We start from the raw sequence: 14,015 nt of genomic DNA, 5'->3' as shown, positions 1-14,015 counted from the left end.
TTTCAAATGCTACCCGGGTCCCTTTTCAAGTGTTAGCTACACCGCAAGCAATAGAACAGAACTTGCCTATTATCAGCCGTTCATGGTTAATGGGATAATGATACAATACGTTGTTTTGCTCAAACAGACGAGGGTCTGAAACAAAATCATTGTAAATGGTATAGTCGCCTACTTTTATTGACGGGTCTTTGACTACGGCATTAAGATAGACGGTCTGTGTATCTCCTGTACGAGGATATATTTTATTTATCATATAATTGTTCAATAGTATACAACACAATAAGTCATACTACTTTGAGTAGTACAACCTTTTAATAATTTCATGTTAGGGATAATGACAAAACAATAACAGGCAAACTTAAAACATAAGCCTGTCTATTGCTGAATAGCAATAACTGGAAGTGCTATTCGTTGGGCGTAGCTATATGCACAACTGCCATTTCATATTGTTGAACAACTATTTCTTTTTCTGTTAGTTCTGCAAAGATAGCGTTTTTCCCTGAACTTATATTCTCAGATTATCAATTTCTTTCTGAACCCCGTCTAAAAAGCGGGAAGCGTGCGCCCCATCCATTTGCGTGTGGTGGAACTGGAAAGAAAGGGTAAGTGTCGTTTTCAGCAGGCGGTGTTTGTATTTGCCCCAAATAAAGAACGGATTATTAAAAATGCCGCTATACATGCCGACTGCACCGTCTATTTCATATTGTGCCAATGCGGAAGTCCCGATAACCATGCTTTCCGTCAAGTCGTGATTGACGCAACTTTCAGCCACTTGTTTAGTAAGTCGCAGATAGTGTTGGTTAAACAAAGATAAATCATCACAGAAAGGAATATCACACGAACTTACCTCGCCCTCTCTGTTAGCGACAATGGTGTTTACTGCAATGGTATCGTACTGCATCAGTTTACCGCCAACGGGCAGCAGATAAAATTCTTTCACGCTCCTTGCGGCTTTGCCGATGCACCAGCACATCAACATATTAAACTTCATGCCCGATTTCCGGCTGATTTTCACAAGGCGTGACACATTGAGTGTCTTAAAGAACGTCACCATTGGCATAGGTGCGTTCATCCACATTTCAAAGGCGTATGCCCGGCTGGTTTCTTGGGGATTTACTTCTTTCATACTTAATGCTATTTTCATTCAATGAATCAGGCGGCAAAAGTAGGGGAAGCGTTTGAACCCGGATAGAACAAACGGGACATTTATACGGGATTGGTGAACAAATCGGAATATGGATTTGATATTTTCAGCAAAGACATGGGCGTATATCCGCAGAACTTCTTGAACTCCCGGATAAAGTGCGACTGGTCAGCATAACCGCTGGTGTATGCTATTTGTGCCTGATTGATTTCTTTACCCGCTTGATGCTGCATCTGTGCCAAAGCCTTTTGGAAGCGGACGATACGGGTATATTCTTTGGGATTGATACCTACAAATGAATGAAACAACCGCTCAAACTGTTTTTTACTTAGGCAGGCAATGGAAGATAATTCGTTTACAGAGATTTGCGGAGTGATATATATTCGCTGTATGGCGGCATCTATTCTTTTAATTCTGTGTGTGGTATCAGCTAAATTATCGGCAATTTGTGACAACAGCCATTTTTCTATATAGCTTATGCAAATAGAATTATTCTCACAGTCGAATATTCGTGTAGCCAGTTCATTCAAACTCTTGTTTTCAAGGCTGTAACCGGACACTTCTTGATTATAAAAGAGTGAAGTCGGCATGTTCAGAAACATACTCATAGCGTGAGGGTGGAATACAACCACTATCATTTCTATATTTCCGTCTGCATATAGATGTGACGAGAAATAAACTTGTCCGCTGACAGTCAGTTTGTCTTGTGTAACATTCAGTTCAGGGATATATAACGGTGCTTGTTTATGGAAAATGATTTGAGGGCAACCGATAGGATAAGTAAAGGCATCCAGCGGTCGATTGCTCTTGAATACCCAATAATATCTTATATAAGGTTGCAGCAACTTACATGGCTTGTAAAATTTGAACTTCTCTTGAATCATTTTACAAAGGTACTTATTTTAGTAGTATCTTGTTTATTACAAGATAGTTTTTAGTGCAAGGTGCAAGTATATATCTTTATATATAGCTTGCACCTTGCACTAACCGCAGAAGATTTATTTTCAATGATTTGCATATATCAAAAGAAAACCGTATCTTTGAACCGTAGTTTTAGGCAGACAACGAACAGCCAAAAGGTGACAGAAAAGCGTTATTCTTGTAACCTAAGTTGTACCCCCTAAGGCTTTGACATGATGATAAGAAATTGAATTTCAAGGATATTGGGGAGTAGGTTCATAACCCTGTCTCTCCGCTGGAAAGAATTGCAAAACAAAGAAAATCTCTGTAAATTAATAGTTTACGGGGATTTTTTGTTTTTGGTGCATAGCAAAAATAAGCATATCAAAGCATTCTTTCGGTGTACTATTCGGTGTACCTGTTTGCCTTCAATGTCAGGTACACCTATTAAGTAAATAATTCATTGTTTATCAGTGTTTTGCATCTTTACTTGTTGCTCTTGGAAATTTAGTTTTGTGATTAAAAAACAAGTAAGATGGAAAGAACAACATTTTGTCTATTGTTCTACATTCGTAGGACGAAATTGAATCGGAACGGTGAGGCTCCGATAATGATGAGAATTACAGTGAATGGAGTGCGGGTTGATGCTTCAGTGAAGAAAACAATTCTTCCGGAATTCTGGAGTGCGGCAAAAGGAAAGGTTCTGGAAAAGAAGCGTGAAACCATTCTTGCGGAAGGTGTTGCAGAGCGCATCATCGGACTTTATGCTTTGGGAAACAGCACACGTGAGATAAGTGACTGGATGGAGGAGAACTTGGGTAATCGTGTGTCTGCCGAGACGATTAGCGCCATCACCGATCGTGTACTTCCGGAAATAAAGGCATGGCGTTCCCGTAGCCTAGAGAGCGTTTATCCGATAGTCTGGATGGATGCCATCCATTATAAGGTAATGGACGAGAGAGGCTGTGCCGTAACCCGTGCGATTTACAATGTACTGGCTCTGGACAGCGAGGGACATAAGGATCTGTTAGGGATGTATATCTCTAAGAATGAGGGCGCTAACTTCTGGCTGAATGTATTGACAGACTTGCAGACCCGTGGTGTCTGTGACATACTCATAGCTTGTGTTGACGGATTGAAAGGCTTCCCAGATGCTATCCAAAGTGTGTTTTCTGATACTATTGTCCAGCTCTGTATTTTCCATCAGATACGTAACTCCGTCAAGTATGTCGGCAGCAAGCACCAAAAAGAGTTCATGAGGGATCTGAAACATGTCTATGGTGCGGTAAATAAGGAATCCGCTGCGACAGGACTTCTTAATCTGGAAGAAAAATGGGGTGAGAAATACCCTATCGTTATCAAGTCTTGGCAGGATAACTGGGAAAGGCTTACTGAATACTTCCAGTTTACGTCGGATATACGACGTATGATTTATACCACGAATACAGTCGAGGGCTATCACCGCCAAGTGCGGAAAGTGACAAAAAACAAGGGCGTGTTCCCTAACGACACCGCCCTTGAAAAGTTGGTTTATCTCGCTTACCGCAACATACGTAAGAAATGGACCATGCCCATAGCCAACTGGGCGGCCATCGCACAACAATTAGCGATAAAGTTTGGAGACAGATTTAAATTGTTGTAACTTTACGCTCGTCGGGAGTGCTGGTGCACCCCCTTGGCGCTGGCCGATCCCCGACCGATGAGCTTGGAAGAAAACGCCGCATGACACAGTTTATTTTACGCCCCCGCAGTGTACACTTCATGTGTATTCTTTTTAATCTGTTTACAGTCAAATAACAACTTAAAACTGTATCAAATAAACATATCCAAGTATTCTTTTTTTGCCATATTTTCAAAAGGACTATGCATCACGCACTGTCCTTTTCTTATTAGAACTTTAAACACCCGAATATCTTACCAATTTGGTTTTCGTCATTACCTGTTTAGCCATGCTCCTACCTTCTCTTTAAAGAAGAAAGTATAGAGGAATGCTCCTATCCAGCTTGTAAGGACTACCAGCAGGATTGCCATAAGTTTTTTTTCTTTCGGTATTCTCAGGCAACCTATTTCCCAGGCGCATCTTATAGTCAGAACTATTCCAACGACCCAAATAGCAAGAATATTCATACCTGTATAAATTAAATGAGAGATAGTAAATCGAGATATAAAGGTTTATATGGCAGTCTTAATCAAGCTGCTTTTTTACTTCATCTTTAGCTTTGTTATAATCCTTTTTTATTTCTTTTTTTACCTTTTCTGTACCTTGTTGCACGTCTTTCTTGGTTTCTTTCCAGGCATCTTTAACTTTGTCGGCACCATCCTCTATTTTGTTAGAGGCCTTGTCTAATGCGTCATTTACGTTTTCTTTTGCATTTTCAATCTGCTGTTCTGTCCGGTTCTGTTCTTTTTTGTCCCGACAGGATGATGCGGACAGTGCAAATAAAATTGTCAGTGTGATAAACATTATCTTTTTCATATAGTTCTCTATTTTTGCTTGTTATACAATATGCTTTAGGATTTCCGGTGGAGAAACCAGTTCTCCACCGGGATGAAGATTTAGACTTCATACTGTCGGAAGATCAAGTTATTTCTTTTCCGATTTTTTGTTTGAAGCAGCAGGCTTACTTTCTTTAGCTTTGCTTTGGGTACACTTTTTGCCACCCTTTGCTTCCATCTGTTTTTTTTCGTTCTTTGTTGTCATAAAATTTAGTTTTTAAGTTAAACAATAGTAGAACTGGAAGTCTTATTTGTTTCCGTTCTTAGCATTTCCATATTCACACCAACGCATTTCTCCTTTAGGGATATGGGAGAGTATCTCGCTGCTCCGTTCCTTGGCTAGTTTTTCATCTGTCTGGCGTACTTCCTTTTCCGTACGTTTGGTGCCTTTAGGTTTACGTTGAAGTAGTCCGTCAGTACTTCTGACTTCCTCCAGTGGATTCTCAATATATTGCCATTCTTCTTTGAGCCTCGTACTTTTGCCTTCGTTCCATGGTCCGCGGGCTTCCTTTCCTTTGGAATCATTAAAATAAAGGTTACTGTATCGGGGGGATGTTTGGAATACTCCCGGAGGAAAGTTAGGCTGAATAGTTTCCAGAGCGGCCTCAAACTGTTGAAAATGGGTCACTTCGCGAGTCATAAGGAATGTGAGCGTTTCTTTTACAAGTGGGTCATCCGTAAGTGGGATAAGGTTTTCGTAACCTATCTTGGCACGTGCTTCACCCGCCATGTTGGAACGCAGGTCCACTGTCAGGTCAGCATTGGCCGATACATAGGTGGCACACCATGGGTTCCCGTTGCTATCGGTCAGTACGGGACTACCGGGAGCTGTTACCAGAAACGCAGGATTGGTGAAGGCTTGGTGGATAAGATCCTCTTTGCCTGCTTTTCCTCCCATCATGGTACGCAGAGGAGTATCTTCCAATACATCCTTCATTTCTCCGTTTACTGGTCCGAGGAGCATCTGGATGGTTGCACCTACGATTTCAAGATGGCCGAATTCCTCAGTGGCAATATCCATGAGCATGTCATATTTGTCAGGGTAGGGGTTATGGCAACTGAATGCCTGTACAAAGTACTGTAGAGCGGATTTCAACTCACCGTTGGCCCCTCCGAATGCCTCAAGCATCACACGAGCAAAACGAGGATCCGGCTGTGATACACGGGCATTGAACTGAAGATCTTTTACATGGTAAAACATAACAGATTCATTTTTAAGTTAATAATTCAGGTTAATTTTAGATGTACATCTGTATATTAAAGATAGGAATATCCTTGCCGGGCCGTATGTACAGACCGGAAGAGGTTTGTCCAATCAAGTCAAGAGGGTAAAGTTGTCGGTAGAGATATAAATGAGAAAGGATCGGAGAAAATGAATTTTATTCCTCCAGTTTGTCCAGTTCAGACATATATTTCTTTATATAATGACAATTTCCGTCGCATATCCTTTTCCGCACTCCCACGGAAAGGGAAGAGTCCATACATTTGTTTCCGAACAGACAGCTGCACCTGAGTCTATACGCTTCCAAGCTTTTATTCCTCTCATCCGTACGGCCCTCTGTATAGGCGGACAGGCATAGCGTGTACAATTCTTCATAACTCTTTTCCCGCAGGGATGCGGGAGTATATTGGCATTTATTGTTCCATTTCATATTCATTAATCATTAATTCAGGTGAAATGGATCGGGAAGCATTGAAAATACATCCCGTAATTTTAGTTGCTTGTTATAGTAGCCTATTTTTTGGCTTCTAAAGCAGCTGCATGGACTTTACTTTTCAGGGTGTCAGCCTTTTCGGCAACGTCAAAGGTCGCATCTGCAACCTTATCGGCGGTTTTGGTCCCTGCATCCAGTGCTTTGTCTCTCACGGTTTCTGCAAGGCTTTCAGCACGATCGGCAATCTTTGCCATGGCATTATGAATTTTCTTTTTTAGCATCTTGGCTTTTGCCGTACGTGAAAAACGTTGAGCAAGTGCTCCGATGGCCGAACCTATTGCCAGCCCAATCAAAAAGTTAGATTTACTAGTTTCCATAATCAAAAAGGGTTTAGGTTAATAAAAATTTAAATATCAGTTCTCTTGGGATGACGAAAGAAGGATATGATCCACAATAATAGGACTGCACCGATAACAGAGGTGAAAAGGCTACCCAGAAGGCCTGTGGTAGTAATTCCCAACAAGCCGAATACCCAGCCACCCAATACGCCACCTACAATACCTACGAGTAGGTTAATGAGAAGTCCGAAACCGCCTCCTCTCATAATCTTGCCGGCTATGAGTCCGGCAACGATTCCAATGATAATGTACCAAATAAAATACATAATATTAAGTTTTAGTTAAAATAATATTGTTGGGACAGATGGTTTGAGGAATCATATCAGACGGAAAACCATCGGTCCCGTTTTGAAAAAAAACATGTTGTGTAAGAAAATGGTTTGGGTGTAAAAAAAGGATTTAACAACAATTTTCATTTTAATAATAGGCTGGCTGGCTATATTAGTACTATTTATATGTTTATCCCATGTAGTGTTTTATTGCTAAGTAACTATGCCGTGCAGTCAATATTTCAAACTTGTAATAGATAAAAGTTGTGGCTTAATATTTTGATAATAAATGATATAACTCCATATATCGTTCTTTCTGATGGCCGTTGGCTGAAGATGTATAACAACCGAAGATGCCTTCATACTATGGTATTGAATTCTCTCAGAGTCGTTTATAAGTAAACATAATCCTTCTTTCATCGTTATAATCTACACATATAAGATTTATGATATGAAAGGATTATTGTTAATTGGAATTTTTATGTTTTGCCCCGTTTCCATCTTATGGGGACAGGATAGGATACAACAATACGCGGGGACAGCCATGCCGTATCCTATTGTGAAAGACTCGTTTGTTTTTTTTCAGGATAGTATGGTTCCGTTTTATGTTAACCATTTGGGAAGACATGGAGCGCGTTTTCCAACTTCAGGAAAGGCTTTGAATAGAGTGAAGGAGATTCTGGAATTGGCTCAGCGGGAAAATAGGCTAACATCAGGAGGGGTAACCTTGCTTTCTACAATACAGAATCTATCGGAAACTTTTGACGGACAATGGGGGAAGTTATCAGTAGTGGGAGAGGAGGAACAACGGGGTATTGCCAGACGTATGATAGAACGCTATCCACAGTTATTCAGTGATTCTGTCAAAGTGCAGGCAATTGCGACATATGTTCCCCGTTGTATACATAGTATGGATGCATTTCTTGCTTGTATGGTAGAGTTTAATTCTTCTTTACACATACAACGCAATGAAGGGAAGCAATATAATGATATTCTTCGTTTCTTCGATTTAAACCAATCTTATGTTGATTATAAAGAAAATGGTGATTGGCGTCCTATATACGAGACTTTTGTGCGACGAAAGATTTCTTCTGCTTCTGTTATGGAAAACTTCTTTCTGGAATCAGGACAGGAAACAGATAAGGAGGCAGAGGAATTTGTCATGGCTTTATTCTCCATTGCTGCCATACTACCAGATACAGGTACTCCGATAAATTTGGATGGTCTTTTCACAATAGGTGAATGGGATAATTACTGGCAGACTCAGAATTTGCGACAATATATGAGTAAAAGTTCTTCGCCGATTGGGCGAATGTTGCCTGTTGCAATTGCATGGCCTCTGCTATCAGAATTTATTCATTCAGCTGATGAAGTGATAAAGGGCAAGTCGGATACCAGGGCGAACTTTCGTTTTGCTCATGCAGAGACAGTTATTCCTTTTGTAGCATTAATGGGTATAGAAGGAACGGATGTTAAAGTTGTTGTTCCTGATTCTGTATCTAAATATTGGAAAGATTATGAGATTGCTCCGATGGCTGCTAATGTACAGTGGATTTTTTATCATGACAAGGCTCGAGAAATATGGGTGTCATTTCTTTTGAATGAAAAAGAAATGACACTTCCTGTTTCAACTTCCCGTTTTCCTTATTATCGATGGGAAACTGTCTGCATGTATTTAAAGAAACGGGTTGAAATGGCGAAAAAGGTACTTGAGTCTTTTTCAGATGATTGTAAATAAGGTAGATATGGGTTGAGTATTGGTGTGGTATGAGTGTGATAGAATTGAAAAAGTATCTGTATTATCCCGGCGGTATAGAAATCATTATATACCGTCGGGATTTTTTTTGTTACATTGGATTTATATTAGTGGGGTGATTTGAGGATAAAGTGTGCGTACTATTTTTTCTCTTTTGCCAAATCAGCCAATTCATCCTTTTCAACGTAAATCGTTCGTGTTGGGAATGCGAAATCAATGCCTGCTTTATTGAATGAGTCTAGAATCTCCATATTTACATTTGAAGTTACCATTAAAATATCTCCCTGTTTTTCTATAAAATATATGTACATGATATTCAGTGCAGAGTCTGTGTATTCTGTAAAAACAGCTGTGGTATCTGATGGTTTGGAAGATACATTTTCTATTCTTTTAGGAATGGCTTTCAGTATATTTAAAGCTTCTTTCATTTTTTCGGATGTTGTGTTGTATGTCAATCCAAGTTTCAAGACGACTCGACGCATCGGTTCGGAAGAGATATTTATGATAGAAGCATCTGTAACTTTATAATTAGGGAAAGTGATGATACGTTTATTGTAGTCCATGATTTTTGTACTTCGAACTCCAACATCAATCACAGTACCTTCGATATGATCCACGCGAATCGTATCACCTATGTTGAAAGGCTTATCTGTCAATATAGTGAAAGCGCCGAACACATTTTTTACAGTGTCTTGGGCTGCTAAGGCAAATGCGATACCTCCAATACCCAGAGTACCTAATAATGCACCAATATTGACTCCAATATTACTTAAGGCCATTACAAGACCGATTATCCACACAATGACCAGTATTGTCCGTCTGATAATGGGCATCATTTTGTTGTTTTGTCCATCCGATTGTCGTCCCCAGTAGATTTGCAATAAACTACTGGATAATCGGGCAAATATCCATGTGATATCCAGAATAATCAGTATCTTGTAAGCATTATCTATTACTTTTACAAAACTATCCGGAGAAACAAGCCTGTGAATAGCTATCCAAATACCTAATAACATAATTGCAAACTTGACGGGCGATTCTAAAGAATAATAAATTATATCATCCAGCCGATTATTGGTACGGGTGATAAATGGATTGAGTACTTTTCTGCTGAAGAATGATATTAACTTCATCAAAACAATTGTTCCTAAAATAATAAGTATGGAAATACCCCAGTCTTCTAAAGTATTTCCCCAGATTTCTCTTTCTAACATAGCTGGAAATTTTTTAATTAAACATTTTATGGAATATCCTTGATTTTGGATGATGTAAAAACAAACGGATAAAGGAAAAATCCTATTCATAATCAAGTAAATTATATATATGAAAAGAAACATTAAGATAATTTTTATTACTCTATTGGAGATGGTTAAAAACATTGGAGGCGTTTTTATAATGCTTAATGTGATGTTGTGTTATACTTTTTTCTTACTAAACTATAATTTACATTTATAGTGGGAACCATCTTATTATTTATTTTGTTAAGTTACTCATCAATTTTAAATTAAATAGTTATGGAAAATGGAGTAATGATGCAGTATTTTGAGTGGAATCTTACGAATGACGGAAAGTTGTGGAAACAGTTGAAAGAGGATGCGTCGCATCTACATGAAATTGGTGTGACAGCGATCTGGATACCACCTGCATATAAAGCAGATGAACAGCAGGATGAAGGATATGCTACTTATGATTTGTATGATTTGGGTGAGTTTGAACAAAAAGGAACTGTGAGGACTAAATACGGGACGAAAGATGAATTGAAGGAGATGATTGATGAACTTCACAAAAATAAGATTGCTGTATATCTGGATGTCGTTTTGAATCATAAAGCAGGTGGTGATTTTACGGAAAAGTTTATGGTGGTGGAAGTAGATCCTGATCAAAGAAATAAAGCTTTGGGGAAATCTTATGAAATACAAGGATGGACCGGATATAGCTTTCATGGACGTAAAGATAAATATTCGGATTTTAAGTGGCATTATTATCATTTTTCCGGGACTGGATTTGATGATGCTCGAAAGCGAAGTGGTATATTTCAGATTCAAGGAGAAGGAAAAGCCTGGAGTGATGGTGTAGATGGAGAGAATGGCAATTACGATTTTCTTTTATGTAATGATATTGACCTAGATCACCCTGAGGTTGTCGCCGAACTGAATCGTTGGGGCAAATGGGTTTCAAATGAACTTGATCTTGATGGAATGCGTTTGGATGCAATTAAGCATATGAAAGATCAGTTCGTTGCACAGTTTCTGGATACGGTAAGAAGTGAGAGAGGTGATGACTTCTATGCTGTGGGAGAATATTGGAACGGTGACTTGGAAACATTGGATAATTATCTGGAAGCAGTAGGGCATAAAGTTAACTTGTTTGATGTTCCGTTACATTATAATATGTTTCAGGCATCACAAGAAGGAAAAGATTATGATTTACGGAATATTCTGAAGAATACTTTAGTGGAGCACCATTGTGAACTTGCTGTGACTTTTGTTGATAATCATGATTCGCAGCATGGAAGTTCTTTGGAATCACAGGTTGAAGATTGGTTCAAGCCATTGGCATATGGTCTTATTTTTATGATGAAGGATGGTTATCCCTGTTTGTTCTATGGTGATTATTATGGGGTGAAAGGAGAGAAATCGCCACATACTAAAATTATAGATATTCTATTGAATGCAAGGAAAAAGTATGCATATGGTGATCAAGTTGATTATTTCGACCATCCATCAACCGTAGGCTTTATTCGTACAGGAGATGGGGAACATGTTAACTCAGGCTTGGTATTTTTAATCTCGAATGATGAAGCGGGAAGTAAAACGATGTGTTTAGGGAAAGAACATGCAGGTGAAGTGTGGTGCGAAATTACCGGAAGTATTCCGGATGAAGTAACTTTGGATAAAGAAGGAAATGGAGAGTTCTCTGTGGATGCGCGTAATCTTGCTGTTTGGGTAAAAAAAGCATGAGATGACGGAACAATTCATAGGAAAGAAAAAGTTAAACCTATCCTTATTAATCAAGATTGTAAAGGATACCGGACAAGGGTTTATTGATGATAGTGTCACTAGATTAAGCGGATCGTTAGCTTATGCGACACTATTTTCAATTATCCCCTTTCTTTCTCTTTTAGTTACTATTGGGGTAGCTTTGCATATGGATTTGGCTAATCAGTTGTATATTCAGTGGGAACCGATAGTGGGAGCGGAGGTAATTGGGGCACTTCGCTTAATTATAGAAAATGCAGAAAGAACGGACTCTTCCGCATCTGCAGCTATTGTTAGCCTGGGAATTTCTATATTTGGTGCTACTACCATTTTTGCAGAAATACAAAGTTCCTTAAATTCGATTTGGGGAATAAAGGCCGTGCCAAAGAAGAGTTGGCTGAAATATATTCAGAATCGGTTACTTTCATTCTCGATAATTTTGGTATTTGCTTTCGTGCTTCTGATAACATTTAGTATAACCAATATTATTGGAGACTTGAGCAATAAGTTTATGGCCAGCTATCCGGAAGTGGCAGGGTTTATTGTGAAAGTTGTGGGACAAATATTAAACATAGGTGTTACAGTTATTATTTTTGTATTGATTTTTAAGGTTCTGCCTGATGCAAAAATAAAAAGTAAGGATGTTTTTATTGGAGCTGTAGTGACAACGCTATTATTGTTGGTAGGGCAATGGGGAATATCCTTTTACATCGGAATTGCGAATGTAGGAACTATCTATGGTGCAGCGGCATTCATGGTTGTTTTTATTACATGGATTTATTATTCTGCCATTATTGTCTACGCAGGTGCAGAGTTCACTAAAGCATGGGCTAATGAAATGGGAAGCAAAATTTTCCCGGATGAATATGCGGTAGCAACGAAAGTGGTTGAAGTACGTGAGGCTTGACAACTGGAGGCCCTTGTTTTGCATTCCAGTCAATAATGGTAATACCGCTATTTACGTATTTTTACCTTTACACGCTTATTTGATACGATTTCATTTTCTATCTTACGGGGTTCCGGCTGTATCGGTTTGTTTGTAAACTCTGGTACATTGTAAGAGTAAATCAGCCAATCGTAATATTCCAGCGGTTTCTCCTGAGGCAACATGAAAGGTTTGCATACGCGGCCGTCCGGTTCTATGTATGCCAGATAGAGGCGGGTATATAGCCCGTCGTCACGTCGGCTGCTGAATATGAACCAGCGTGAGTTGCTGCTCCAGCTGTGGTAGCTTTCCGTATTGGTGCTGTTTGCTTCTTCAATGGCGTGCATGGTACCGTCCTGCAGGTTCAGCAGCCATAGGTCTGCTTCCTTGTGCCAGATGGAGAAGTTCCCATAGTCGGATAATGTGAACATGATGTATTTCCCGTCGTATGAAGGACGTGGAAAGGAAACGCTCTTTTTCAGGTCTTCTGCATTTATCAGCGTGTCTACCCGTTCACCGAACGTGCCGTTGTCCGGATTGAAGTCTATGCAGCAAAGGCTATAGCGTATCTCATCGTATTTCTCGGGCATCGGTTTACCCGCTGCCGAGCAGAAATACAGTTTCTTTCCATCTGCCGAGAATGCGGGGAAGGTTTCAAAAACTTCTTTTTTCTGCAGTAGGGGAGAAAGCAGCAGTTCGTGCGTTTCCGGTTGGTATACTAATATGTCCGAGGCCATGTCCATCACTTCGATGCGTTCAACCTTGGCTGTGTGGAAGGACTGTGTGGTCCGGTTTACCGAATAGGCTATGTATTTTCCTTCCGGATGCCAATAGGGATAGACACAAGCGGAGAGTGTGGAATCTGTCTTGGTATCCAGAAGTTCGCGGTTTCCCTCTATCTGCATGAGGGTTGCACCGTGCTGTCCGCGTATATGCAGACTTAGGTGACCGGGATTTGTCCGGTTGAAGGCATGGCAGTTCAGGCACATGCCCGGTACCATCGCATTTTCCAGCAAAACGCGTTCTTCAAAGGATGAAAGGTTCCGTTCGTAAATACCCATTTTGCTATATACTTCATATCCCGGAATGACTTTGCGGTATACCACTCCATAGTCTATGGGAGCGTCACTGACATACATGGAGAAAGGGCGGTACTGCTTCCATTTGTTTTCGTTCTTGACAGATACTGTAAACAACAGACTGTCTCCCTTGTTGGATTCCAGGAGTTTGTGCCATTCGTCCTCCGGAAAGGAGGCTGTCCGGGCATTTACGTGTATTTCTCCGAATTTGTTTCCCGTTACGATTACGTCTATGCGGTCGTGTTTTCCGCCGATGTAGTCGAAATTCATCGGAGCAATGGTGGCGGGTATTGTCACTCCTATGTAGTCGGGATAGATTTCCGGCCATTCTTCCGTCTTCTCCGGATTGTTTACCGGATGGCTGCAGGTTGTCAGCAACCATACCGATAGTATGCAAATCAAATGCTTCTTCATT

At 40.0% G+C, this 14,015-nt stretch carries 14 protein-coding genes and 1 pseudogene; 4 read left to right on the top strand and 11 right to left on the bottom strand.

What is annotated here, in order from left to right:
* Window positions 1–40: 40 nt before the first annotated feature.
* The 3 genes and pseudogenes from DWZ03_RS11000 to DWZ03_RS10990 form a co-directional block, all read right to left on the bottom strand.
* Window positions 41–253 (bottom strand): annotated as a pseudogene (locus DWZ03_RS11000) (antibiotic acetyltransferase); the annotation flags it as partial.
* 252 nt (window positions 254–505) lie between these two features.
* Window positions 506–1,126 carry a CatA-like O-acetyltransferase, family 2 gene (locus tag DWZ03_RS10995; RefSeq protein ID WP_120130003.1) on the bottom strand — a complete coding sequence of 207 codons (621 nt, stop codon included), beginning with the start codon at window positions 1,124–1,126 and terminating at the stop codon, window positions 506–508.
* 80 nt (window positions 1,127–1,206) lie between these two features.
* Entirely contained in the window at window positions 1,207–2,028 is an 822-nt protein-coding gene (locus DWZ03_RS10990) for a response regulator transcription factor (protein WP_120129984.1), read from the bottom strand.
* A 551-nt stretch (window positions 2,029–2,579) separates the two neighbouring features.
* Between DWZ03_RS10990 and DWZ03_RS10985 the strand changes: the two genes are divergently transcribed.
* Window positions 2,580–3,686: an IS256 family transposase gene (locus DWZ03_RS10985; RefSeq protein WP_081027343.1), complete on the top strand. Its 1,107-nt coding sequence runs from the start codon at window positions 2,580–2,582 to the stop codon at window positions 3,684–3,686.
* Window positions 3,687–3,979: 293 nt separating this feature from the next.
* On the opposite strand, the gene DWZ03_RS20215 is transcribed toward DWZ03_RS10985, so the two are convergent.
* The 6 genes from DWZ03_RS20215 to DWZ03_RS10950 all read right to left on the bottom strand — a co-directional run bounded on the left by DWZ03_RS20215 (window position 3,980) and on the right by DWZ03_RS10950 (window position 6,859).
* Window positions 3,980–4,171, bottom strand: a complete 192-nt coding sequence (locus DWZ03_RS20215; protein ID WP_016272771.1) for a hypothetical protein — start codon at window positions 4,169–4,171, stop codon at window positions 3,980–3,982.
* Between the two features lie 58 nt (window positions 4,172–4,229).
* Window positions 4,230–4,520, bottom strand: a complete 291-nt coding sequence (locus DWZ03_RS10970; protein ID WP_016272770.1) for a hypothetical protein — start codon at window positions 4,518–4,520, stop codon at window positions 4,230–4,232.
* Window positions 4,521–4,787: 267 nt separating this feature from the next.
* Complete coding sequence (locus DWZ03_RS10965) at window positions 4,788–5,741, bottom strand: manganese catalase family protein (RefSeq protein ID WP_007665899.1); 954 nt, start codon at window positions 5,739–5,741, stop codon at window positions 4,788–4,790.
* A 178-nt stretch (window positions 5,742–5,919) separates the two neighbouring features.
* Window positions 5,920–6,192 (bottom strand): hypothetical protein, encoded by a 273-nt coding sequence (locus DWZ03_RS10960; protein ID WP_016272768.1) that lies wholly within the window; start codon window positions 6,190–6,192, stop codon window positions 5,920–5,922.
* Window positions 6,193–6,275: 83 nt separating this feature from the next.
* Complete coding sequence (locus DWZ03_RS10955) at window positions 6,276–6,572, bottom strand: YtxH domain-containing protein (protein ID WP_120129981.1); 297 nt, start codon at window positions 6,570–6,572, stop codon at window positions 6,276–6,278.
* A gap of 29 nt (window positions 6,573–6,601) precedes the next feature.
* A complete protein-coding gene (locus DWZ03_RS10950) occupies window positions 6,602–6,859 on the bottom strand; it encodes a GlsB/YeaQ/YmgE family stress response membrane protein (protein WP_007665893.1) in 258 nt (85 codons plus the stop codon).
* 454 nt (window positions 6,860–7,313) lie between these two features.
* Between DWZ03_RS10950 and DWZ03_RS10945 the strand changes: the two genes are divergently transcribed.
* A complete protein-coding gene (locus DWZ03_RS10945) occupies window positions 7,314–8,600 on the top strand; it encodes a histidine-type phosphatase (protein ID WP_057281702.1) in 1,287 nt (428 codons plus the stop codon).
* Window positions 8,601–8,758: 158 nt separating this feature from the next.
* On the opposite strand, the gene DWZ03_RS10940 is transcribed toward DWZ03_RS10945, so the two are convergent.
* Window positions 8,759–9,832 carry a mechanosensitive ion channel family protein gene (locus tag DWZ03_RS10940; protein ID WP_120130000.1) on the bottom strand — a complete coding sequence of 358 codons (1,074 nt, stop codon included), beginning with the start codon at window positions 9,830–9,832 and terminating at the stop codon, window positions 8,759–8,761.
* A gap of 300 nt (window positions 9,833–10,132) precedes the next feature.
* Here DWZ03_RS10940 and DWZ03_RS10935 point away from each other — a divergent pair, with 300 nt between their 5' ends.
* Both DWZ03_RS10935 and DWZ03_RS10930 read left to right on the top strand, forming a co-directional pair.
* On the top strand, window positions 10,133–11,578 hold the full coding sequence (locus DWZ03_RS10935) for an alpha-amylase (RefSeq protein ID WP_016272763.1): 1,446 nt from the start codon (window positions 10,133–10,135) through the stop codon (window positions 11,576–11,578).
* Between the two features lies 1 nt (window position 11,579).
* Complete coding sequence (locus DWZ03_RS10930; RefSeq protein ID WP_120129977.1) at window positions 11,580–12,503, top strand: YihY/virulence factor BrkB family protein; 924 nt, start codon at window positions 11,580–11,582, stop codon at window positions 12,501–12,503.
* Window positions 12,504–12,550: 47 nt separating this feature from the next.
* On the opposite strand, the gene DWZ03_RS10925 is transcribed toward DWZ03_RS10930, so the two are convergent.
* Window positions 12,551–14,014, bottom strand: coding sequence for a TolB family protein (locus tag DWZ03_RS10925; RefSeq protein ID WP_120129975.1), 1,464 nt, complete (start codon window positions 14,012–14,014; stop codon window positions 12,551–12,553).
* Window position 14,015 lies beyond the last annotated feature (1 nt).

The sequence above is a fragment of the Bacteroides sp. AF29-11 genome (assembly GCF_003602895.1).
In the GTDB taxonomy this organism is placed as follows: Bacteria; Bacteroidota; Bacteroidia; order Bacteroidales; family Bacteroidaceae; genus Bacteroides; species Bacteroides uniformis.
Note: the sequence above shows the minus strand (reverse complement) of the source record. Positions and strands in the feature narration are given on the sequence as shown.